Here is a 23,094-nt window from a genome sequence, read left to right on the forward strand (position 1 = left end):
GCTTTTGATACTAAGGTAGGAGGGTTGTCTGCGGCAATTGCAATTGCAGAAAAGGTAGTGGAGTTTGCGAGTTCAATAATGGCGTCATAGCTTAGCTCTAGTGCCACTGTTTGGATGTTTATATTGTCGAAGCGGTCATTTATTTGATTGTCGGTGAACTTGAGCGAGATGAAAATATAATTAAGGATTTATTATATCTTCGTTAAATTTCTTGGTCGATGTGGAATGTCTAGTAGTGGGTTTTTTAATCAGCGTAAGATTTTAAAATCTGATTGTTTGTTTAAACCGCGATATTCGCCAAAAGCCTGCTGGACTCCCCGCGTACCTTAGGCGTGACCGGGCGCTGCGACTTCCAGCCCGCTGCGGTAGGTGGCCGGGCTGAACACCCGCGTCACCAGCAGCATCGCCACGACCGTTACCGTGAGCACGGCCCAGGCGCTGACAAAGCTGCCGGTGACTTCGCGCAGCCAGCCGGTCAGCCAAGGCGAAACCGCGTTGATCAAAAAGCCCACGCCCTGTACGAACGCCGCCAGTTGACCGGCTTGTCGCGGGTCGCGGTGATGGTCCAGGGTCAGCAACAGGCTGAGGGCGAAACACGCCCCCAGGCCGAAACCGCACAGCGCCACCCACACATGGGGAAACTGCAACGGTGCAATCAACAGGCCGAGGTAGCCAAAGGTCTGGGCCAGCAGGCTGACCCACAGCAGGGGTCGACGGTCGACCCCGCGTTGCGCCAGCACCGGCATCAATAGCGCCGCGATCACCTGGAAGATCGTCATGAAGGCCAGCAGTGTTCCGCTGGGCAATACGTCCCAGCCCAGTTGCTGATAGTAGGCGGGCAGCCACGCCACCAGGCTCATGTAACCGCAGTTCACCAAGCCGAAATACAGCGCCAGCAGCCAGGCGCGACGATTGCGCAGGCCCTGGAATGCCGGGGCTACTTGTGGGTTTTTCGCAGCGCCCAGCGGCAACCAGGCCCACAACAGCAACGCCGCCAGCGCTGGCAACAACCACACGCCGAGCCCGGCCTGCCAGTGCTGGAAATGGCTGGCCACCACCGGGCTGAGCAATGCCGCCAACCCGCCGCCGGCCATCAACGACGCGGAGTACACCCCCATCGCCACCGGCACGCGGTAATGAAACTCGCGCTTGATCATCGCCGGCACCAACGCCTGGATCAGCGCCACGCCGGCACCGCCGAGCAAGGCCGTGACCAGCAGCGCCGAGCCCTGGCCCATCAACCAACGGGCCAGGCACGCCAGCAGAATCATCATCAGGCCCAAGGCGATGCCGCGTCGCTCACCCAGCTTTGCTTCAACGCGCACACCCACCAGCGCCACCAGGCCCATGCACACCACCGGCAGGCTGGTAAGCAGGGCGCTGCTCTGGAAACTCAGGCCGGTGGCCTGGCGAATCTCGCCGAGCAATGGGCTGATCGAGCTGAGGATCGGCCTCAGGTTCAGGCCGAGCACCACCAGCAGGGCCCAGCCTACAAATTTGCCGATGGATGAAGGGTTAAGCGGCATGCAGCGGATTTCCAGTGGCTAAATGAAGGGGGTGAGTATGGGAGCACCACAGGTATTTTGAAATTAAATCTAACCATGCCCGCAAGCAGCCCAGCCTGAGCGATGCATTTGCTGATTATTTTTATGCCTGAAAAGCATCAAAAACTGCAGCCTTTTTTCAGAAAAAAGCGTGAGATTTTTACTATAGAGAAGCTGTTTTATTTCGAATGGTTAAGTTCACCTGTTACTTATGACAGTACCGTTGCTTTATTTCCAGGGTTAAGGTTGGGTGGCGTTCGTAGCATGAGCTGCGAATTTTTTAATAACTTGAATGGAGTTATAAAATGTCGTCGCCTATTGGTTACTATCGAAGCTCTGGGTTTGATACCTTAACTATTAGCCAAAGTTCTGGCCAATCCTGTTCAGGAAATTTTATGAGAAACGGTGATGGCGCCGCACAAGCTTTTAACTTTACCAACGGCAGCCTCAATGGCGTTAGCTTTAAATTTACGGGAACTGTACCGGCCAACCCTACGTACGGGATAGCAGGTGGCGAAGTCGTAATGGGTGACTTAACGTTTTCTTCTGATTTCAGTAACGTCCAAGGGACGTTGCTGGACAAGGGCATTATGAGGAACGTCAGCTTTCAGAAGATGGCAGACAGCCTCGATTCGTTGGGAAATCCTATTACTGGTGAAGTCAAAGGTGCTTACAGCGGGATCGTACGAGGATTGCCAGTAACATTGACAGTAGGTGCGGTCGTTCAACCACAGCAAGGAACAGGAACTGCACCTGTACAGGGGCCTTCAAATGTCGGCACCTTACAAGAGGCGGGTGTAACTTACCAAATACAGGGGCCGATTAGTCGCGACTATATTTCATTCACTGTGTATAACTATCGTGATGGCAAAAGTCATTGGTCCGGTCTACCCGTGGACTGGAGCTGCAAGAGTCTTAGCCTCTCGCTTGACGGTGATGGGGGCGCGGTGGAGGGGCCTTATATACTCACGCAACCTTGAGGCATGAATTAGTCGTTCTGTTATGTAGCGCGCGTCGTGTTAATTCAGGAGCAAAAAAAGGAGGGTTCATTGACCCTCCTTACCTATTTTTACGTTCGCTGTGCGTCAGCGATTTTCAGCAGAAATACGGAATTTTTTGGTTATTAACAAATAGCTTCTTATTCCTTACCGAACATATCTCTCGTCCCTATACTGTCCAGCAACGCTAAACGCTGCAGGAGGGCACACCCATGCACAGCGAGTCGATTCGTTACCTGATCGTGCCGGGCTGGCAAGGATCGCCCGAAGATCATTGGCAAAGCCATTGGCAGCACAGCCTGCCCAACAGCGCCCGCGTGGAGCAGGCCGACTGGGTTACGCCGCGTCGCGAAGACTGGGTCGCCGCGCTTGCCGAGGCCATCGCGGCCGACAGCACGCCGGTGATCCTGATTGCCCATAGCCTGGGCTGCATCACGGTGGCGCATTGGGCGGCCACCGCCCCGGTGCAGTCTCTGCGGCAGGTGCGCGGTGCGTTGCTGGTGGCCCCGGCCGACGTCGAACGCCCCGCGTGTGCACCGGCGTTGCGAAACTTCGCACCTATTCCCACCGACCTGTTGCCGTTTCCCAGCCAAGTGGTCAGTTCCGACAACGACAGTGCCATCAGCGCCCATAGGGCGGTGGAGCTGGCCCGTAACTGGGGCGCCGAGGCCGGTATTTTGTCCGGTGCCGGCCATATCAATGTGAAGTCCGGCCACCAGCGTTGGGAGCAGGGTTTCGCCTACCTGTATCGCCTGCAAAGCCGCCTTGAGCATCACGCCCGGCGCACCGCGTAACATTTTTCAACGCCCTGTCCCTGAGTGGAACGGGGGCGGGAGTCTGCCATGAACCTGCATGAAACCTACGGCCAGCCTTTGCTGACCTTCCCCGATGCCGAAAAAAGCCCGCTCAGTATCCGCGCCAAGGCGTTGGTGTTTGTTGATCCGCGTTCACGGCAACTGCGCGAAGAACTGGAAAGCCTCGCGCCGCGCGCCTTGCCCGTGTTGATTCGCGGCGAGACGGGCAGCGGCAAGGAGTTGCTGGCGCGGCATATTCACCGTGGCAGCGACCGCGCTGGGTTGTTTGTCTCGGTCAACTGCGGCGCGATCAGCCCCACTTACGCCGATGCGGAATTGTTCGGTTATGCCGCCGGTAGCCATAGCGGCGCGGCGAGCAGCCGAGCCGGCTGGTTCGGTTCAGCCAATGGCGGCACGTTATACCTGGATGAAATCGGCGACTTGCCGCTGCCGATCCAGGTCAAATTGCTTGCGGCCCTGGAGAATCACGAGGTCACCCGCGTTGGCGCCCAACAGCCAAGCCCCGTGGACGTGCGCCTGGTGGCGGCCACCAGCATCGACTTGGCGCAGGCGGTGGCGGCGGGCAAATTTCATCAGCGCCTGTTTCATTACTTGAGCGAAGGCCAATTGGACCTGCCCGCGCTGCGCGAGCGGGTCGGCGATATCCTGTCTCTGGCCGAGTACTTTCTTGGCATTTACAGCCAGCGCCTGGACCTTCCGGTACCGTTGATCAGCGATGCCGCCCAGCGCGTGTTGGAACACCACAGCTGGCCCGGCAATACCCGCGAGCTGGAAAACGTCATTCACTTTGCATTGCTGGTGAGCAGCGGCGATGAGATTTTGCCCGAGCATCTGAACCTGCCCGTCGCCGGTTCGCCGATGGAACAGGTGCGGCGGATTTTCGCGAGCGCCAGTCCTGCCGAGCAGGAAAGGTTAAGAAAATTCCTGCATGAGCAAAATGGAATATGAAAGTGAATAAAAGATATTGTTCGGGAATAAAAAATCTAGGTATTGTCCGTTCTACGCCGCGATAGCACTTCGCTGGCACCTCACAAAGAAAACGGTCGTTAGAAGGACATTGCATGAAAAAGGTTCTGTTGTTTACCGCACTGGCGGCTGCCCTGACAGCTGGCTTCGCCCAGGCCAATGAAAAACTGGTGGTGGCCGCCACCCCGGTGCCGCATGCCGAGATCCTTGAGCTGATCAAGCCGACCCTGGCCAAAGAAGGCGTGGACTTGCAGATCAAAGTCTTCACCGACTACGTACAGCCGAACGTGCAAGTCGCTGAGAAACGCCTGGACGCCAACTACTTCCAGACCCTGCCGTACCTGGAAAACTTCAACAAGGGCAAGGGCACCAACCTGGTCACCGTGATCGGCGTGCACGTCGAGCCGTTCGGTGGCTACTCGAAAAAGATCAAGCATATTTCCGAACTCAAGGACGGCGCCACCGTTGCCATCCCGAACGAAGGCTCCAACAGCGGCCGTGCCCTGTTGCTGCTGCAGAAAGCCGGTGTGATCACCCTGAAAGACCCGACCAATGCCCTGTCTACGCCGAAAGACATCGCCAGCAACCCGAAAAACCTGAAATTCAAAGAGCTGGAATCCGCCCTGCTGCCACGCGTGCTCGACCAGGTTGATCTGGACATGATCAATACAAACTATGCGTTGGAAGCCGGCCTCAACCCGGCCAAGGACGCGCTGATCATCGAAGACGCCAAGTCGCCGTACGTGAACTTCCTGGTCGCACGCCCGGACAACAAGGACAGCGATGCGATCCAGAAGTTGGCCAAGGCCCTGACCAGCCCGGAAGTCAAAGCCTTCATCGAGAAGAAGTACAACGGCGCGGTGTTGCCGGCGTTCTGATGTAAGCCAAAACCCCCTTCAAGGTTTAAACGCCGACGGCTACTACAGCGTCGGCGTTTTTTTATGCCTGCAATCTGGAACACGGCCAACACTGTGGGAGCTGGCTTGCCTGCGATAGCGGTCTGCCAGCTAACAACGTTCTGGCTGATCCACCGCTATCGCAGGCAAGCCAGCTCCCACATTCGACCGAGTTCCACCTTTGGAATGCGGGCGAATGTGGGAGCGGGCTTGCTCGCGAAGAGGCCATCACAGGCGCCGCCTGCCCACTCATCCATGCAGATAAGGAACCCTGAACTAAGCTCACAGTCGCATGCACACTGGCAAGTCGGCATCACGCAAAAGGAGCCTGCATGGGCGGTCGTATTTCCACCTGTATTTTTGGTCTTGGCCTACTGACGCTGCTGAGCGGCTGTGGCGAGGAAAAGGCTGAACCCAAGGCGCATTCACGGGTGTTTGTACAGACCGTGCAGCCGGCGGACTTCGCGGCGGCGGTGACCCTCACGGGCGATATCCAGGCGCGGGTGCAGACGGACCTGTCCTTTCGTGTCGGCGGCAAGATCATCCAGCGCATGGTGGATGTCGGCGATCGCGTGAGCGCCAGGCAAGTCCTGGCCAAGCTCGATCCTAAGGATCTGCAGACCAACGTCGACTCCGCCCAGGCCCAGGTCGTGGCCGAGCAGGCACGGGTCAAACAGACCGCCGCCGCCTTCGTTCGCCAGGAAAAACTCTTGCCCAAGGGCTACACCAGCCGCAGCGAATACGATTCCGCCCAGGCCGCGCTGCGCAGCAGCCAGAGCGCCCTGGCGGCGGCCCAGGCCCAACTGGCCAATGCCCGTGAACAACTGGGCTATACCGCGCTGGTCGCCGATGCGCCTGGCGTGATTACCGCGCGTCAGGCCGAGGTCGGCCAGGTGGTGCAGGCCACGGTGCCGATCTTCAGCCTGGCCCGCGATGGCGAGCGCGATGCCGTGTTCAATGTGTATGAGTCGCTGCTGGTGGAGCCGCCGCCGGACGCGCCAATCACCGTCAGTTTGTTGGAAAACCCGAGCATCAAGGCCGTGGGCAAGGTCCGTGAAGTCACCCCCGCCGTGGCCGCCAATACCGGCACCGTGCAGGTGAAAATCGCCCTGCAGGCGCTGCCCAAGGGCATGGAACTGGGCTCGGTGGTGAGCGCCACCGCCAATGGCCCGGCCAAGGCCAGTATCGAACTGCCGTGGGCTGCGTTGACCAAAGAACTCAGCGAGCCCGCGGTATGGCTGGTCGACGGCGACGGCAACGCGCAGCTGCATAAAGTCACCGTGGCGCGTTACCTCACCGGCAAAGTCATCATTAGCGACGGCCTCAAAGGCGGCGAAAAAGTCGTGGTGGCCGGCGGGCAATTGCTGCACCCCGGCATGACTGTCGAGATCGCCCAGCCAGGAGCCCAGCCATGAAGCACCTGATGCTGCTGCTCGGCGCCAGCCTGTTGCTGGTCGCCTGTTCCAAGCAAGAGCCGCCACCCGAGCCCGTGCGCCCGGTGCTGTCCATGGAAGTGAAGGCTGAAGACCAGCAAAGCCTCGGTCGTTTCGCCGGTACTATCCAGGCGCGCTATGAAAGCAACCTGGGCTTTCGCGTGCCTGGCCGTATCGCTCGCCGCGCGGTGGACGTAGGCGCCGAAGTCGAGAAAGGCGCCTTGCTCGCCGTCCTTGACCCCACCGACCAGCAGAACCAACTGCGCGCGGCCCAGGGCGACCTCGCGCGGGTGCAGGCACAGTTCATCAACGCACAGGCCAATGCGCGTCGCCAGCAGGAGCTGTTCAACCGTGGCGTCGGCGCCCAGGCTCAATTGGACGTGGCCCAGACCGACCTGAAAACCACCCAGGCGACCCTCGACCAGGCCAAGGCCTCGGTCAACCAGGCCAAAGACCAGCTCAACTACGCCGAACTGCGCACCGACCACGCAGGCATCGTCACCGCCTGGAACGCCGAGGCCGGCCAGGTAGTCACTGCCGGCCAGCAAGTGGTGACCCTGGCGCGCCCGGACATCAAGGAAGCCGTGATCGACCTGCCCGCCGGCCTGGCCGAGCGCCTGCCGCCGGATGGGGTGTTTCTGGTCGCCGCACAACTCGATCCGAGCGTGCGGACCACCGCCATCGTGCGCGAGATCGAACCCCAGGCGCAAAGCGCCACGCGCACCCGGCGCGCACGCCTGAGCCTGACCGAAACACCGCCGGCATTGCGCCTCGGCACGGCGATCAGCGTGACCTTGAGCACGGCCATCGCGCCACGCATCGAACTGCCCCTGAGCGCCTTGCAGGAAGTCGACGGCAAGACCCGCATCTGGCTGCTCGATACCCAGAACCAGACCGTGCAACCGCGCGATATCACCGTGCTCAGCCGTGACGCCGACAGCGCCCTGATCAACGGCGGCGTCAAGCCCGGCGAGCGCATCGTCACCGCCGGCGTGAACAGCCTGAAGCCAGGGCAAAAAGTCAAAATCGACGAGGACAGCCCGCGATGAAAGGCAGCTTCAACTTATCCGACTGGGCCCTCAAGCATCAGTCCTTCGTCTGGTACCTGATGTTCGTCGCGCTGTTGATGGGCGTATTTTCCTACATGAACCTGGGGCGCGAGGAAGACCCTTCGTTCACCATCAAGACCATGGTGATCCAGACCCGCTGGCCGGGTGCGACCCAGGAAGAGACCCTCAAGCAGGTCACCGACCGCATCGAGAAAAAACTCGAAGAACTCGACTCCCTCGACTACGTGAAAAGCTACACCCGGCCGGGCGAGTCCACGGTGTTCGTGTTCCTCAAGGACACCACCAGCGCCAAGGCCATCCCGGAGATCTGGTACCAGGTGCGCAAGAAGATCGACGATATCCGCGGCAGCTTCCCCCAGGGGTTGCAGGGCCCTTCGTTCAACGATGAGTTCGGTGATGTGTTCGGCTCGGTGTATGCGTTTACCGGCGACGGCCTGTCGATGCGCCAGTTACGCGACTACGTGGAGCAGGTGCGCGCCGAGATCCGTTCGGTGCCGGGGTTGGGCAAGGTCGAGATGATCGGCCAGCAGGACGAAGTGATTTACCTGAATTTCTCCACGCGCAAACTGGCGGCGCTGGGGGTTGACCAGCGCCAGGTGGTGCAAAGCCTGCAATCGCAGAACGCGGTGACCCCGGCCGGGGTGATTGAGGCCGGGCCGGAGCGGATTTCGGTGCGTACCTCCGGGCAGTTCGCCTCGGAAAAGGACCTGGCTAACGTCAACCTGCGGCTCAACGACCGTTTTTATCGCTTGGCGGACATCGCTGAAATCACCCGCGGCTACGTCGACCCGGCGCGGCCGATGTTTCGTTTCAACGGCAAACCGGCGATCGGCCTGGCCATCGCCATGCAGAAGGGCGGCAATATCCAGTCGTTCGGCAAGGCGCTGCACGGACGCATGGACGAGCTGACCGCCGACCTGCCCGTGGGCGTCGGCGTGCACAAGGTTTCCGACCAGGCGGAAGTGGTGGAAGAGGCCGTCGGCGGCTTTACCAGCGCGCTGTTCGAAGCGGTCATCATCGTGCTGGTGGTGAGCTTTATCAGCCTCGGCATGCGCGCGGGGCTGGTGGTGGCGTGCTCGATTCCGCTGGTGCTGGCGCTGGTGTTCGTGTTCATGGAATACAGCGGCATCACCATGCAGCGCGTCTCTTTGGGCGCGTTGATTATCGCCCTCGGCCTGCTGGTGGACGACGCGATGATCACCGTCGAGATGATGATCACGCGCCTGGAAAAAGGCGAAACCAAGGAGCAGGCGGCGACCTACGCTTACACCTCGACGGCATTCCCAATGCTTACCGGTACGTTGGTGACGGTCGCAGGTTTCGTGCCGATAGGCCTCAACGCCAGTTCGGCGGGCGAGTACACCTTCACGCTGTTTGCGGTGATTGCCGTGGCGATGCTGGTGTCGTGGGTAGTGGCGGTGCTGTTTGCCCCGGTGATCGGCGTGCATATCCTCAGCGCCAAGGTGAAACCCCACAATGCCGAGCCAGGGCGGATCGGCCGCGCGTTCAACGGCGGCATGCTCTGGGCCATGCGCAACCGTTGGTGGGCAATCGGCATCACCGTGGCGCTGTTCGTCGCCTCGGTGTTCTCCATGCAGTTTGTGCAGAACCAGTTCTTCCCGTCGTCGGATCGCCCGGAAATCCTGGTCGACCTGAACCTGCCGCAAAACGCCTCGATCAACGAGACGCGCAAGGCCGTCGACCGCCTGGAAGCGATCATCAAGGACGACCCGGACATTGCGCGCTGGAGCACCTATATCGGCCAGGGCGCGATCCGTTTCTACCTGCCTCTCGACCAGCAGCTGGAAAACCCTTATTACGCACAGTTGGTAATTGTGAGCAAAGGTCTGGAAGAGCGCGGCGAGTTGATCACACGCCTGCAAAAGCGCTTGCGCGATGACTTCGTCGGCATCGGCAGCTTCGTGCAGCCGCTGGAGATGGGCCCGCCAGTGGGCAGGCCGATTCAGTATCGCGTGTCGGGCAAAGACACCGATCAGGTGCGCAAACACGCCATCGAACTGGCGACCCTGCTGGATAAGAATACTCACCTGGGCGAGATCATCTACGACTGGAACGAGCCGGGCAAAGTGCTGCGCATCGACATCGCCCAGGACAAGGCGCGGCAACTGGGGCTGTCGTCGGAAGACGTGGCGCAGTTGCTCAATAGCGTGGTCAGCGGCGCCTCGGTGACCCAGGTGAACGATGATATCTACCTGATCAACGTGGTCGGCCGTGCCGAAGACGCCGAACGCGGCACGCCGGAAACCTTGCAGAACCTGCAGATCGTCACGCCCAACGGCACCTCGATTCCGCTGCTGGCCTTTGCCACCGTGCGTTACGAGCTGGAACAGCCGCTGGTATGGCGCCGTGACCGCAAGCCGACCATCACCATCAAGGCGGCGGTGCGCGATGAGATGCAGCCGACGGACTTGGTCAAGCAACTCAAGCCTGAGATCGATAAATTCAGCGCCGGCTTGCCGGTGGGCTACAAGGTCGCCACCGGCGGCACCGTGGAAGAAAGCGGCAAGGCCCAGGGCCCAATTGCCAGCGTGGTGCCGTTGATGCTGTTTCTGATGGCGACCTTCCTGATGATTCAGCTGCACAGCGTGCAGAAGATGTTCCTGGTCGCGAGCGTCGCGCCGCTGGGCCTGATCGGCGTGGTGCTGGCGCTGATTCCCACGGGCACGCCCATGGGCTTTGTGGCGATCCTCGGGATCCTGGCGCTGATTGGCATCATCATCCGCAACTCGGTAATCCTGGTAACGCAGATTCATGAATACGAGCTGGCCGGCTATACGCCGTGGGATGCGGTGGTGGAGGCCACCGAGCATCGGCGCCGGCCGATCCTGTTGACGGCGGCGGCGGCGAGCCTGGGCATGATCCCGATTGCGCGGGAAGTGTTCTGGGGGCCGATGGCGTACGCGATGATCGGCGGGATCATCATCGCCACCTTGCTGACGCTGCTGTTTTTGCCGGCGCTGTATGTGGCCTGGTACAAGATACGCGAGCCGAAAAAAGAACAGGCCTCATAAGCCAGCCGTGCTTGTGACGCACTATCGCGGGTAAGCCCGGCTCCCACAGAGGAATGCATTCCAGGTGGGAGCAGGCTTGCCTGCGATGGCGGCCTCAGGTTTTGCGCCACACACTGGCCAACCAGGGCTGCTGTTCACGAGGCAGCCCCGCCGGCCGATAGTAATGCTCCAGTTCTACAAACCCAGCCTCCGTCAACAGCGCCTGCCACGCCGCGAGGTCGTGATACGAGCCATACCTCGGCCCATTCCAGCCTTCCTGGTTGTCCCCGCGCGGATTGGAACTGAACAATACGCCGCCAGGCTTCAACGCCTTATTGAGCTGCTTGAGCACGCGCGGCAGTTCCTGTTTGGGAATATGAAACAGCACCGCATTGGCGAAGATGCCGTCAAAGCGCTCGGCGGGCAGATCCAGCTTGAGGAAGTCCTGCTGCAACACCTCACAACCACTGTCTTCGCGCGCCATCTGCGCAAACCGCTCCGAACCATCGAGGCCCACGGCGATATGCCCCCTGCGCGTGAATGTCTGTAAATCCCGCCCCGGCCCGCAGCCGAAATCCAGCACCGTAAACGGCGCGTTGCCTTGGATATGCCGCAACAGTGCGTCGATGTTCTGGCTCACATCGTGATCGCGAGTGCCTTCACGGAAGTCCTCGGCCACCTTGTTGTAATGGCCGAGGGTGGTGGACGTGATCTGGTCGAGGTCGTCGGGTTTGAGGGGCATGATGCTGAATACCTGGATGCTTCGATGGCCCGACTATACCTCACCGCTTGTTGAGCACCCGCGCCAACCGATCACCCCCCAACTGAATCACCGCGACCAGCAGCACCAGCAGCACGATTACCGTGAGCATGATCTGCGTATCAAAGCGCTGGTAGCCGTAGCGGTAGGCAATGTCGCCCAAGCCGCCCGCGCCAATCGCCCCGGCCATGGCGGACGAATTGATCATGGTCACTAACGTGATGGTGAATCCGCCGACAATCCCCGGCAGCGCTTCGGGCAACAGCACATGCCAGACGATGTGCCAGCGCCGGCAGCCCATGGCCTGCGCGGCTTCGATCAGGCCGTGGTCGACTTCGCGCAGGCTCACTTCGGCGATGCGCGCAAAAAACGGCGTGGCGGCAATGGTCAGCGGCACCACGGCGGCCCATACGCCATACGTCGTGCCAACGATCAGCCGGGTAAAAGGGATCAACGCCACCATCAGGATCAGGAACGGAATCGAGCGGAACAGATTGACGAAGGCGCCCAGCACGCGGTTCAACGCCGGTGCCTGGTAAATGCCGCCCTTGTCGCTGGTGACCAGGAACACCGCCAGCGGTATGCCCACCAGCAACGCGATCAGCGACGACACGCCGACCATCAGCAAGGTGTCGATGGCGCCCTGCACTAAACGATCAAACCACATAGCCCAGCACCTCCACCTGTTGTGCCCAGTTGCCGGCACGGCTGCGCAGTTCTTCGGCGCCGTGGGGCGAGCCACTCACCGCCAGCAGCAGTTGCCCCAAGGCATGCCCCTGGATGCGTTCCACGCCGCCTTGCAGCAAGCGCACGCGCCCGCCGAGCGCGCTGAACAGTGCCGCGAGGTCCGGTTCATCGGTATCGCTGCCCGTGAACTGCAAACGCAACACCAAGGCCGCCTCGGGCGACAGAGGTTCAGCCTGCAACCGGCTTTGCAGCTCATCCGGCAGCCCGTGTTGCAGCGGTGCCAGCAGGGTTTTGCTGACCTCGTGCTGTGGGTTGCCGAACACCTGCCATACCGGGCCCTGCTCGACAATGCGCCCGTGCTCCAGCACCACCACGCGGTCGCAGATTTCGCGGATCACTGCCATCTCATGGGTGATCAGTACGATGGTCAGGCCCAGGCGTTTGTTGATCTCGCGCAGCAGGCCGAGGATCGACTGCGTGGTCTCCGGGTCCAGCGCCGAAGTGGCCTCGTCGCACAGCAGAATCTGTGGGTTGTGCACCAGCGAACGCGCGATGCCCACGCGTTGTTTCTGGCCGCCGGAAAGCTGCGCCGGGTAGGCCTTGTGCTTGTCCTGCAGCCCGACCAGTTCCAGCAGTTCACGCACCTTTTGTTCACGCTGCGGCTTGGGCACGCCGGCGACCTTGAGCGGCAGTTCGACGTTCTGCCACACGGTCTTGGCCGACATCAGGTTGAAGTGTTGGAAGATCATGCCGATGCGCCGCCGCAGCGCCACCAAGTGGTCCTCGTCGTACTTGCCGATGTCCGCCTGATCGATGAGTACCCGGCCGCTGCTGGGTTGTTCCAGGCGATTGATGGTGCGGATCAGCGACGACTTGCCGGCGCCGCTGCGACCGATGATGCCGAACACTTCGCCGCGCTGGATCGCCAGGTCGATGCCTTGCAGGGCGTGCACGCGGCCGTCGTAGGTCTTGCCCAGGTTGATAAAACGCACATGGGCGCGGTTCAACGCCGGGTGCAGTTCGGTCTGGGCGGCGTCCCTGGGCGGTGAACCCAGGTCGCGCAGTTGGGCATTGGTGGCGCTCATTGTTTAGCTTCCCAGCCGACTTGGTAGAGCGTGCCGAGGGATTTATCCAGCGCGGCGCGCACCACGGGCGAGTGCTGGTAGATATCGACGAACTTGATCACCCGTGGGTCGGTTTTGCTTTTCGGCTGGATCACGAACTGAATCACGTATTCGGGGTGGTCGAGGCCGTCGAACAGCAGCGCCGACTCGGCGTCGAAGGTCTTGGACAGGCGGATATACGCCGGGTAGCCCTGCACCAGGTCGGCGTCGTCATAGGCGCGCACCAGCTGCACGGCCTCGACCTGCAGGATCTTGATCTTTTTCGGGTTGCTGACGATGTCTTCTTCGGTGGCCTTGTAGCCCACGCCCGGCTTGAGCGTGATCAGCCCGGCCTTGGCCAGCAATTGCAGGCCGCGGCCGCTGTTGATCGGGTCGTTGGCAATCGCCACGCTGGCGCCCTGGGGCAGGTCGTCGAGGCGCTTGTACCGCTTGGAATACAGGCCGACGTTGTTGATGATGCCTGGCGCATACGGCACCAGGTCAAAGCCGGCGGCGGCCTTGGCGTTTTCCAGGAACGGGATGTGCTGGAAGTAGTTCACGTCGATATCACCGGCGGCCAAGCTGACGTTGGGCGCGATCCAGTCGGAGAACTCCACCAGTTCGACCTTCAGGCCTTGTTTGCCAGCCTCTTCCACGGCGGCTTCCAAAGGGATGGCGAAGGCGGCGGTGGTGCCGACCTTGAGCGGTGCATCGGCGGCGAATATCGCCGAGCTGAACAACCCGAAGGCCAGGGCCAGTGCTTTGACTGGGTGAGTGAGCAGTGTTTTTTTCATGGGAAATTTTCCAGTCATAAGGTGTCGGCAAGAACAATGAGGTCAACTGTGGGAGCTGGCTTGCCTGCGATGGCGGTGGGTCAGCAATACAAATGTTTCTGACAGACCGCTATCGCAGGCAAGCCAGCTCCCACATTTGGAATTAGTGTCGATAGGTAGAGCCGGTGTGTTGTTCGGGCAGGCGAGCGGAGCCATGAAAGACTTTTTCTCGCAACGTTCCCTGTTCATATTCAGTCTTGTACGACCCACGCCTCTGCAACTCCGGCACCACCAGGTCAATGAAATCCACATAACTTTCCGGCGTCACGATGCGCGTCAGGTTGAAACCATCCAGCCCGGTCTCACTGATCCACGACTCCAGCTCATCGGCCACCTGCTCGGGCGAGCCGACCAGGGTGATGTAGCGCCCGCCCAGGGCGTGCTGCTCCAGCAATTTGCGCCGGGTCCAATCGTTGTTCTGCAGGTTTCTGGTGGCCGACTGGATGGCGTTGCTTTTCACGTACTGGATCGGTTCGTCCAGTTCGTACTGGGCAAAATCGATTGCCGTGGACGCCGAGAAATGCGCCACGCCGGCTTCCGCGCTGGCGTAACTCAGGTATTCGGCATGCTTGGCCCAGGCCAGTTCTGCGGTGGCGCCAACGATCACGTTGAGGCCCATGAACACCTTGATGTCATCCGGATTGCGCCCGACCTCGACCGCGCTGGCGCGCACCTTGTCCACTTGCACCCGGGTTGCGGCCTTGTTCTGCCCGCTGATAAACACGCACTCGGCGTGGCGTCCGGCAAACAGCAGGCCACGCTCCGAACTGCCGGCCTGGAACAGCACCGGCGTACGCTGCGGCGACGGTTCGCACAGGTGATAACCCTCCACCTGGTAGAACTCGCCACGGTGCTCGACCTTGTGCACCTTGCCCGGCTGCGCGTAGACCCGCGCCTGCGGATCGTTGAGCACCGCGTCGTCTTCCCAGCTGCCTTCCCAGAGTTTGTAGAGCACCTGCAGGTATTCATCGGCCTGGTCGTAGCGGCGGTCATGCTCGACCTGTTCGGTAAGGCCCATGGCCTTGGCGGCGCTGTCGAGGTAGCCGGTGACGATGTTCCAACCCACCCGGCCACGGCTCAGATGGTCCAGCGTGGACATGCGCCGGGCGAACAGATACGGCGGCTCATAGGTGAGGTTGGCGGTAAGGCCGAAGCCGAGGTGCCGGGTCACGGCGGCCATGGCCGAGACCAGCAGCAACGGGTCGTTGACCGGCAATTGGATCGACTCTTTGAGCGGTACGTCGATGGAGTCTTGATAAACGTCATACACGCCGACGATGTCGGCAATGAACAGCCCGTCGAACAGCCCGCGTTCAAGGGTTTGCGCCAAGTCGGTCCAATACTCGAGGGTTTTGTATTGGGTGGAGGTGTCCCGTGGATGAGTCCACAGGCCGTGGTTTATATGCCCGATGCAGTTCATGTTGAAGGCATTGAGCAGGATTTTCTTTTTGCTCATCAGATCGTCCCCCGCAGCGGCGGGTTTGCATCGTTGAGGTAGTAATTGCCCACCGCGTGATACTTCCACCGCACCGGGTCGTGCAGCGTATGCACGCGGGCGTTGCGCCAGTGGCGGTCCAGACCATGCTCGGCCAGCGTCGCCTGGCTGCCGGCCAGTTCGAACAGGGTGCTGCCGGCGGCCAAGGAGATTTCGGTGCTCAAGGCGCGCGCTTCAGCCACGGCGATGGACGCTGCCGCAACGGTTTCAGCGTTGCTGTCGGCCTGGGCACGGTCGAGAAAAACACCGGCGCGCTCAAGCAAGGCTTCGGCGGCGTGCAGGCGGATGCTCAGGTGGCCGAAGCTTTTCAGGGTAAGCGGGTCTTCAGTGGCCTTGTCGCTGCCGGCATCGATCCACGGTCGGGTCCTGGTGCGCACGAAGTGCAGCGCATCTTCAAACGCGGCGCGGGCGATACCGGTGTCGATGGCGGCGTGAAGAATCTGCGCCAGCGGGCCGACGGTGGTCGGACGTTCGAAGGCGCTCTGGAACGGAATCACGTCTTGCGTGGCGATCCACACGTTGTCGAATACCACCGAACCACTGCCGGTGGTGCGCTGGCCGAAGCCGCTCCAGTCGTCGATGACCGTCAGGCCTTGGCTGTCGCGCGGGACAAAGGCCAAGTGCTGTACGCCGTGTTCATCCACCACTGAAGTGGGGATGCGTTGGGCGTAGAGCGCGCCGGTCGAGTAGAACTTGCGGCCATTGATACGCCAGCCGTCACCGTCGCGGGTGAGGGACGTCACGCGGTCATGTGCGGTCTTGGTGCCCAGTTCCGCCAGGGCGTTGCCGAAGCGCTGGCCGGCCAGAACTTCGGCGTAGAGGCGCTCTTGCTGCGCCGGGCTGGCGTTCACGCGCAGCACTTCAAGGGCATAGAAATGGTTCTGTGGAATCTGGCCCAGGGACGCGTCGGCCTGGGCGATCAGCGCAATGACCTTGGCCAGTGTGACGTTGGACACGCCAGCGCCACCATAGGCCTTCGGCACGCTGATGCCCCACAGGCCGGAGCGCGAGAACGCGTCCAGCTCGGGTAGCGGCAAGCGGCGCTCGCGGTCGCGCTGGGGGCTGTCGCGGCGAAAGTCTTCGGCCAGGTCGCTGGCGACAATCAGGGCTTGTTCGTCGCTGGTGATGACCGCGACGGGGTGAGAAAAGGGCATGGGTGTTTCTCCAGAAGCGTTTGGACGTGTCCTGCCGGTCAGATCCAGGAATGGCGAGCCGGCAACGTGCCGTTCAAGCGATAGGCGCCCACGGCGTGGTACTTCCAGCGCACAGGGTCGTGCAGGGTGTGCACGCGCGCGTTGCGCCAATGCCGGTCGAGGTTGAACTCGGCAAGCGTCGCGCGGCTGCCGGCCAGTTCCAGGAGCTTTTCGCTGGCCAGCAGCGCCACTTCGGTGGTCAATACCTTGGCCTCGGCCACGGCGATCGAGGCACGCGCGGCGGACTGCGCTGTGATCGGCGCGGCGCTGACCTGGTCGAGCACTTGACCGGCCTTGCGCAGCAGGGCTTGCGCGGCGTGCAGTTCGATCATGAGCTTGCCGATGTCGGCGATCACATACAGGTCATCACTGGCCCGCTCGACCTTGGCGTCGATCCAGGGGCGCGAACGTTCACGCACAAAGGCGATGGTGTCCTCAAGTGCGCCGCGCGCGATGCCGGCGTCGATCGCCGCCTGAATCAGTTGCGAGACAGCGCCCTGGATGGTCGGGCTTTCGCCGATGCGCCAGTTGTCGACGACCAGTTCGGCGTCTACCGCCACCCGGTCCAGCAGCACCGTGCCGCTGGCGGTGGTGCGTTGGCCGAAGCCCGACCAATCGTCAACGATGCGCAGCCCTTCGGTGCCACGGCGTACGAACGCCATGACCTGCCTGCCGTCGTCGTTCAGGGCCTTGACCGCCACCCAATGGGCAAACAAGGCGCCGGTGGAGTAGAACTTCTGGCCGCTGATGACATAACCGTCGCCCTGGGCGGTGATGCGCGCCTTGAGCTCCAGGGTGTTGCGCGTGCCGCGTTCCGGGCCGCCATTGCTGATGCGCCAGCCGTCGAGCACGCTCTGGAACAGCTGCTTTTTCTGGCGCTCGGTGGCCGCGCCCTGCAACATTTGCAGGATGCCGAAGTGGTTCTGCGGGATCTGCCCGAGAGCCGGGTCTGCCGCGCTGATGATGGCGAACACGTCGGCCAGGGTCACGAAAGATACCTGCGGGCCACCGTATTCGCGGGGAATCGAGATGCTGCCCAGCCCACTGCGGGTGAACTGCTCGACCTGCGCCCACGGCAACTCGCGTTGCCTGTCGCGCTTGGCGGCTTGCAGGCGCGCGGCCTGGGCCAGCTCATGGGCAGCGTCCAGCGCCTCTGCATCGTTGCGCAGCACGGCGGCCGGCAACAGCAGGGGGGCTACATCCCGTTCATGTTGGGGGGGTGTTAGAGCCAAGTTAGACATCAGCGCCGCTCCTTGGCTGCACCTAATGCCCTGGCGTTGTGCACCGGGGTAATCCTGACCATACCGACCTCGCGTTCAATGAAATGGAAACAGAAGATTCAGAGACGTCCGGTGGTCCGGTGCATATACCCTAAGCGTGTTAAATACTTAAATAAACTAACTTTTAGGAATATGCATAGAAGGTCTGTCACCCAGGTTCGCAAGGTGATCCTGATGGGCGCGGCTGGTAGACCAGCGCAGTCCCCGCCGCAGGGCTCTGTGCTTGGGCGGCGATGCGCAAGGTACGGGCGGGTGCCCAGCGGGAATTGTTGCCGACGCGGTCCAGAATGCAGTACGTCACCTCCAGCCGGCAGTCGTCGCCGGCTTCGATGATCACCGTCGAAGGCACCCACACGTGCATCGCCCGGCCGACGTCCTCGGCCTGGACCTTTGGCAGATCCAGGCGCACATCGCCCCAGCGCAGGGTAATTGCATCGCCGCGGGTCATGTTCAGGTAGAGCTCGATGGTGAGGGGAATACCGCGCCGCACCTGGCTGGCGTTTACGCCGTAGCGGCGGATAGTGTCCGGCAGGCCCACGGGAGCGAGGTTCTGGTTTTCGTCGCAATAGAGGGGCGAAGGCTCGCCGCCCGGGTAGAGGGTTTTTACCTGCACTTGCGTATCGGCTGAGCGGGCCGGGGCGTGACCGACTTGCATGACTTGGTAATGCACCTGGGTCGCGCCATCCAGCACGAAGCTTTCCGGCACCCGCAGGTGGGTAAACGCGCCGACCTTGCATGCGGTCACCCGGCGGGAAGCGGCAAAACAGTTGTTCCAGAAAAGCTCGATCAGGTCGCCTTCATCCATGCCGGGATAGGGCGCGATGTCGACCTGCAAGTGTGTGGCGGCCAGTGCGTTGATGCCATTGCCAATGGCCTGGGGCAGCGTCGGGGCGGTGAGCAGGGGGCGCGTCATAAATAATCTCCTTGATGCAGCCAGCAGCAATCGTTCCGGACCTTTGGCGCGGGTGCGCGCGGGGACCGAAATGAACGATTCAGTGAGTAGCCGGGATAGGATCCAATCCTCTGGACGCTAGATAAGAGGGTTGGCCGGGGAGCGTCAATGGAGGCAAAGGGCTAAACGGCCGGTTTGGCGATATTCAGAAGGGTCTGACTGACGCGGGGATTTTCAGGCGCATGCGCAGGGATGTTTTACAGACTGGAGCGAGGACTTCCTGTAGGAAGGCGTTTGTGTGGGGGTTTGGTTGCTTGCGCCGCAACGTTGCTAGCGCAGCATCCCTATCTACACACCTTCCGAAGAATGACAACGTTCCCTGTAGTGAGCGGGCTTGCCCCGCGCTGGGCTGCGCAGCGGCCCCACTAAAGGCACCGCCGATCTCCAGGTAGAACCAGGTCGCCTGGTTTGGGGCGGCTTCGCCACCCAGCGCGGGACAAGCCCGCTCACTACAAAGATGTGTGGATATCCAGGGCTATCGCAGGCAAGCCAGCTCCCACACAGGGCCTCAGTGGGCGAGGAATTTGCTCAGGAACTGCCTCGTGCGTTCTTCCTTGGGGTTGGCAAACAGCGCCTTGGCTTCGCCTTGTTCCACGATCACGCCCTTGTCGAAGAAGATCACCCGGTTGGCAACGTCCCGCGCAAAGCTCATTTCGTGGGTGACGATCACCATGGTGCGGTTTTCTTCGGCGAGGCTGCGGATGGTCGCCAGCACTTCACCCACCAGTTCCGGATCGAGCGCCGAGGTGGGCTCGTCGAACAGGATCACTTCCGGCTCCATGGCCAATGCACGTGCAATCGCCACGCGTTGTTGCTGGCCGCCGGACAGGCGCCGTGGGTAGGCGTCTTCCTTGCCTTCCAGGCCCACCCTGGCGAGCAACTTGCGCCCCAGGGCAACAGCGGCGTCGCGCGGCATCTTCTTGACCACGGTGGGGCCTTCGATGACGTTCTCCAACGCGGTGCGGTGGGGGAACAGGTTGAAGCTCTGGAACACAAACCCCACGTGCTGGCGCAGGCGTCGCACCAGGCTTTGCTGTTGGTTGGCGGGCTTGCTGGTGTCGATCTCGATATCACCGACCTTGATGCGGCCGCTGGTGGGTTGTTCGAGGAAGTTCAGGCAGCGCAGGAAGGTGGTCTTGCCGGAACCGCTGGGGCCGATGATGGCCACGACTTCGCCTGCCTTGACCTCAAGGTCGATGCCGTTGAGCACCACCTGGTCCTTGAATTGTTTGGTCAGTTTTTCAACCACGATCATGCGTCAAGACTCCAGGTCATGCCGGTTGACCCGGTCTTCCAGACGATTTTGCAAATGCGCCAGGATGCTCGCCAGGATCCAGTAGATCAGGGCAGCGGACAGGTACATGGTGAAGATTTCGAAGGTCCGCGCAGACACCAATTGTGCCTGGCGGAACAGCTCCGGCACCTGGATGGTGGCGGCCAGGGCGGTGTCCTTGACCAGCGAGATAAAGCTGTTGCCCAGCGGCGGCAACGCCGTGCGCATCGCCTGCGGCAGAATGGCCCGGCGCAGAGTCTGCGCGCGGGTCATGCCGATACTGGCTGCTGCTTCCCACTGGCCGCGCTCAATCGAACCGATGGCGGCGCGCAGGATTTCACAGGCATAGGCGGCCATGTTCAGCGAAAAGCCGATCATGGCCGCCGGAATCGGATCCAGCTCGATGCCCACCTGCGGCAAGCCGTAATAGATCAGAAACAGCTGTACCAGCAAGGGCGTGCCGCGAAAGAACGACACGTAGACTCGGGCGAGCCAATTCACCAGCTTAAAGCGCGACAAACGCATCAAGGCCAGGCCGAAGCCCAGCAGCAAGCCGAAAAACATCCCGCCCAGGCTGAGGATCACCGTGTAATACGCGCCCTTGAGCAGAAAGGGCGCGGAGTCCAGCGCGAGTTGGAAGCCTGCTTCCATTATTGAGTGACGTCAGCGTTGAAGTACTTCTCGGACAGCTTCTTCAGGGTGCCGTCGGCGCGCAGTTTGTCCAGGGCCTTGTTCACCGCATCGAGCAGTTCAGGTTCGCCTTTGCGAAGGGCGATACCGGATTCCTGACGGGAGAACGCATCGCCCGCGGCGGCGGTGTCAGGCGCTTTCTTGGCGTATTCCAGCGCGGCCAAACGGTCGATCAGGATGGCGTCGATGCGGCCGATGCGCAGGTCCTGGAACTTGGTCGGGTCGTCGTTGTAAGTCTTGATGATGGCTTTAGGCTGGTTGTTCTTGAGCCATTGTTCGTAGTTGGTGCCCAGGCCCACCCCGACTTTCTTGCCGGCCAGGTCGTCGGCGGTCTTGATGCTGTCGACATTCTTTTTCAGCACCAGCGCTTGAATACCGGAGACGGTGTAAGGCTTGGAGAAGTCGTACTTTTTCTTGCGCTCTTCGGAGATCGTGACCTGGTTGACCACCGCGTCCAGGCGTTTGGATTCGAGGGCGGCCAGGATGCCGTCCCATGGCGTGGCTTGCAGCTTGACCTTGACCCCCAGTTCCTTGGCCAGTGCTTCGGACAGCTCCACTTCGAAGCCTGTGAGCTTGCCGCTTTCATCGACGAAACTGAACGGCGGGTAGGTGCCTTCCAGGCCGATCTTGATCTCGCCCGCTTTCTTGATGTTGCCCAGTTGCTCACCGGCGGTTGCCTGGCCCATCAGGCCAGCGCCGAGTGCCAAGCCCAGTGTGCCGACCAGCAATGTGCGACGAAATACAGAAATAGTCATGAACAGCCCCTGTGTTTTTTTGTGTTGAGCGAAGCAGGTGACGCGGTAGTCGTATCCTGCCTTAAAGCGCGTAGCGCGTCTTCGCCTACGGCGCGACTATAAAGCCGGATTTTAAGACTTGAAAATAATATAAATATAAATTTATATTCTATTTTCGAATATGTGTTCATTTTTATGTGGGAGCTGGCTCGCCTGCGATAGCAGGCAAGCCAGCTCCCACATTCTTGACTCCGTAGTTATTCAGTTGAACATTGAGTCATAGGCAAACAACGCCGGCGCGCCACCGGTATGCAGGAATATGATCGGCCCGTCTTCAAACCGGTTACGCCCGATGCCGTCCAGCAAGCCGGCCATGGCCTTGCCCGTGTAGACCGGGTCCAGCAGCAGGCCTTCCAGGCTAGCTAATAGCTTGACCGCCGAAAGGGTGCCGGCGTTCGGTTCGCCGTAGCGTGGGCCGAAATATTCGTCCCACAGGATCACCTTGAACGCTTCGGGCAACGGCACACCCAGCAACTCGGCGGTGCGCTCGGCCAGGCCTTGTACTTTCGGGCGCTGGGCTTCGTCGGTGCGCGAGACGGTCACGCCGATCACGGGCAGGGCCGGCAGCGCTTCGCTCAAGGCCAGGGCGAGGCCACTGTGGGTTCCCGCACTGCCGGACGCCAGCACCACGGCGGCAAACTCGAGGCCGCTGGCTTCGACCTGCCCCGCCAGTTCCAGCCCGGCGCGGACGTAGCCCAGGGCGCCAAGGGCGTTGGAGCCGCCGATAGGAACCAGGTACGGCTTCTTGCCGTTGCTGCGCAGGCGGTCGGCGAGGGCATTGAGTTGGTCGTCGACGTTGTCCAGGTTCTCGACCAATTCCACCTTGGCGTCGAACAGATCCAGCAGCAGGCGGTTGCCGTTGCCCAGGTAGTTGGGGTCTTCAGTGCCGGTGGGGTTTTCCAGCAGGGCGACGCAGCCCAGGCCGAGCTTGGCCGCCAGCGCGGCGGTCTGGCGCACGTGATTGGACTGGATCGCGCCGGCGGTCACCAGGGTGTCCGCGCCCTGGACGATGGCATCGGCGGCGAGGTATTCGAGTTTGCGCAGCTTGTTGCCGCCCATTGCCAGCGGCGTGGTGTCGTCACGCTTGACGTAGACGTCCCTGCCCAACCAGGCCGACAGCCGCTCGAGTTTTTCCAGGGCAGTGGCCCCGCCCAGCAGGTCCAGGCGGTTAAAACGGTCGAGCTGTTGTTTGATCATGGCTACGCACGGTTGATGAGTACAGGGCGACTATAGGCAGGCATAGCGGCAGGCTTCAAGCTTCCAGCTACAAGTAACCGCCGAGCGACTCTTGCTTGCCGCTT

At 61.3% G+C, this 23,094-nt stretch carries 20 protein-coding genes; 7 read left to right on the top strand and 13 right to left on the bottom strand.

The annotated features are described in order from the left end of the window. Positions 1–326 precede the first annotated feature (326 nt). On the bottom strand, positions 327–1,526 hold the full coding sequence (locus KVG91_RS14300) for a CynX/NimT family MFS transporter (protein WP_169379028.1): 1,200 nt from the start codon (positions 1,524–1,526) through the stop codon (positions 327–329). Between the two features lie 323 nt (positions 1,527–1,849). Between KVG91_RS14300 and KVG91_RS14305 the strand changes: the two genes are divergently transcribed. From KVG91_RS14305 to KVG91_RS14335, 7 genes are all read left to right on the top strand, one after another. After that, positions 1,850–2,524 carry a hypothetical protein gene (locus KVG91_RS14305; protein ID WP_169379027.1) on the top strand — a complete coding sequence of 225 codons (675 nt, stop codon included), beginning with the start codon at positions 1,850–1,852 and terminating at the stop codon, positions 2,522–2,524. Positions 2,525–2,754: 230 nt separating this feature from the next. Continuing rightward, positions 2,755–3,336 carry an alpha/beta hydrolase gene (locus tag KVG91_RS14310; RefSeq protein WP_169379026.1) on the top strand — a complete coding sequence of 194 codons (582 nt, stop codon included), beginning with the start codon at positions 2,755–2,757 and terminating at the stop codon, positions 3,334–3,336. Positions 3,337–3,384: 48 nt separating this feature from the next. Beyond that, positions 3,385–4,305: a sigma 54-interacting transcriptional regulator gene (locus KVG91_RS14315; protein ID WP_169379025.1), complete on the top strand. Its 921-nt coding sequence runs from the start codon at positions 3,385–3,387 to the stop codon at positions 4,303–4,305. Positions 4,306–4,418: 113 nt separating this feature from the next. Continuing rightward, positions 4,419–5,201 (top strand): MetQ/NlpA family ABC transporter substrate-binding protein, encoded by a 783-nt coding sequence (locus KVG91_RS14320; RefSeq protein ID WP_169379024.1) that lies wholly within the window; start codon positions 4,419–4,421, stop codon positions 5,199–5,201. 350 nt (positions 5,202–5,551) lie between these two features. Beyond that, positions 5,552–6,634 carry an efflux RND transporter periplasmic adaptor subunit gene (locus KVG91_RS14325; RefSeq protein ID WP_169379023.1) on the top strand — a complete coding sequence of 361 codons (1,083 nt, stop codon included), beginning with the start codon at positions 5,552–5,554 and terminating at the stop codon, positions 6,632–6,634. After that, a complete protein-coding gene (locus tag KVG91_RS14330) occupies positions 6,631–7,701 on the top strand; it encodes an efflux RND transporter periplasmic adaptor subunit (RefSeq protein WP_169379022.1) in 1,071 nt (356 codons plus the stop codon). The genes KVG91_RS14325 and KVG91_RS14330 overlap by 4 nt, the downstream gene beginning before the upstream one ends. Then, entirely contained in the window at positions 7,698–10,754 is a 3,057-nt protein-coding gene (locus KVG91_RS14335) for an efflux RND transporter permease subunit (RefSeq protein WP_169379021.1), read from the top strand. Before KVG91_RS14330 ends, KVG91_RS14335 begins: the two co-directional genes overlap by 4 nt. A 94-nt stretch (positions 10,755–10,848) precedes the next feature. Here the strand turns inward: KVG91_RS14335 and KVG91_RS14340 are convergent, their stop codons facing one another. From KVG91_RS14340 to KVG91_RS14395, 12 genes are all read right to left on the bottom strand, one after another. After that, positions 10,849–11,475, bottom strand: coding sequence for a class I SAM-dependent methyltransferase (locus tag KVG91_RS14340; protein ID WP_169379020.1), 627 nt, complete (start codon positions 11,473–11,475; stop codon positions 10,849–10,851). A gap of 40 nt (positions 11,476–11,515) precedes the next feature. Continuing rightward, the gene (locus KVG91_RS14345) at positions 11,516–12,160 is read right to left on the bottom strand and encodes a methionine ABC transporter permease (RefSeq protein WP_169379019.1); all 645 of its coding nucleotides are present in this window, start codon (positions 12,158–12,160) and stop codon (positions 11,516–11,518) included. Beyond that, positions 12,150–13,265, bottom strand: coding sequence for a methionine ABC transporter ATP-binding protein (locus KVG91_RS14350; RefSeq protein ID WP_169379018.1), 1,116 nt, complete (start codon positions 13,263–13,265; stop codon positions 12,150–12,152). Before KVG91_RS14350 ends, KVG91_RS14345 begins: the two co-directional genes overlap by 11 nt. Next, entirely contained in the window at positions 13,262–14,077 is an 816-nt protein-coding gene (locus KVG91_RS14355) for a MetQ/NlpA family ABC transporter substrate-binding protein (RefSeq protein WP_169379017.1), read from the bottom strand. The genes KVG91_RS14350 and KVG91_RS14355 overlap by 4 nt, the downstream gene beginning before the upstream one ends. Before the next feature lie 142 nt (positions 14,078–14,219). Next, on the bottom strand, positions 14,220–15,572 hold the full coding sequence (locus tag KVG91_RS14360; protein WP_169379016.1) for an LLM class flavin-dependent oxidoreductase: 1,353 nt from the start codon (positions 15,570–15,572) through the stop codon (positions 14,220–14,222). Beyond that, positions 15,572–16,765, bottom strand: coding sequence for an SfnB family sulfur acquisition oxidoreductase (locus tag KVG91_RS14365; RefSeq protein WP_169379015.1), 1,194 nt, complete (start codon positions 16,763–16,765; stop codon positions 15,572–15,574). The genes KVG91_RS14360 and KVG91_RS14365 overlap by 1 nt, the downstream gene beginning before the upstream one ends. Before the next feature lie 38 nt (positions 16,766–16,803). Next, positions 16,804–18,045, bottom strand: coding sequence for an SfnB family sulfur acquisition oxidoreductase (locus KVG91_RS14370; RefSeq protein ID WP_169379014.1), 1,242 nt, complete (start codon positions 18,043–18,045; stop codon positions 16,804–16,806). Positions 18,046–18,232: 187 nt separating this feature from the next. Beyond that, the gene (locus tag KVG91_RS14375; protein WP_169379013.1) at positions 18,233–18,997 is read right to left on the bottom strand and encodes a hypothetical protein; all 765 of its coding nucleotides are present in this window, start codon (positions 18,995–18,997) and stop codon (positions 18,233–18,235) included. Between the two features lie 547 nt (positions 18,998–19,544). Then, positions 19,545–20,291, bottom strand: coding sequence for an L-cystine ABC transporter ATP-binding protein TcyN (gene tcyN, locus KVG91_RS14380; protein WP_169379012.1), 747 nt, complete (start codon positions 20,289–20,291; stop codon positions 19,545–19,547). A 3-nt stretch (positions 20,292–20,294) separates the two neighbouring features. Then, complete coding sequence (gene tcyL / locus KVG91_RS14385; protein WP_135291140.1) at positions 20,295–20,960, bottom strand: cystine ABC transporter permease; 666 nt, start codon at positions 20,958–20,960, stop codon at positions 20,295–20,297. Further along, a complete protein-coding gene (gene tcyJ / locus KVG91_RS14390; protein WP_169379011.1) occupies positions 20,960–21,754 on the bottom strand; it encodes a cystine ABC transporter substrate-binding protein in 795 nt (264 codons plus the stop codon). The genes tcyL and tcyJ overlap by 1 nt, the downstream gene beginning before the upstream one ends. A gap of 240 nt (positions 21,755–21,994) precedes the next feature. Further along, a complete protein-coding gene (locus KVG91_RS14395) occupies positions 21,995–22,990 on the bottom strand; it encodes a D-cysteine desulfhydrase (RefSeq protein ID WP_169379010.1) in 996 nt (331 codons plus the stop codon). Between the last annotated feature and the right edge of the window lie 104 nt (positions 22,991–23,094).

Source organism: Pseudomonas azadiae, from assembly GCF_019145355.1.
GTDB lineage: Bacteria > Pseudomonadota > Gammaproteobacteria > Pseudomonadales > Pseudomonadaceae > Aquipseudomonas > Aquipseudomonas azadiae.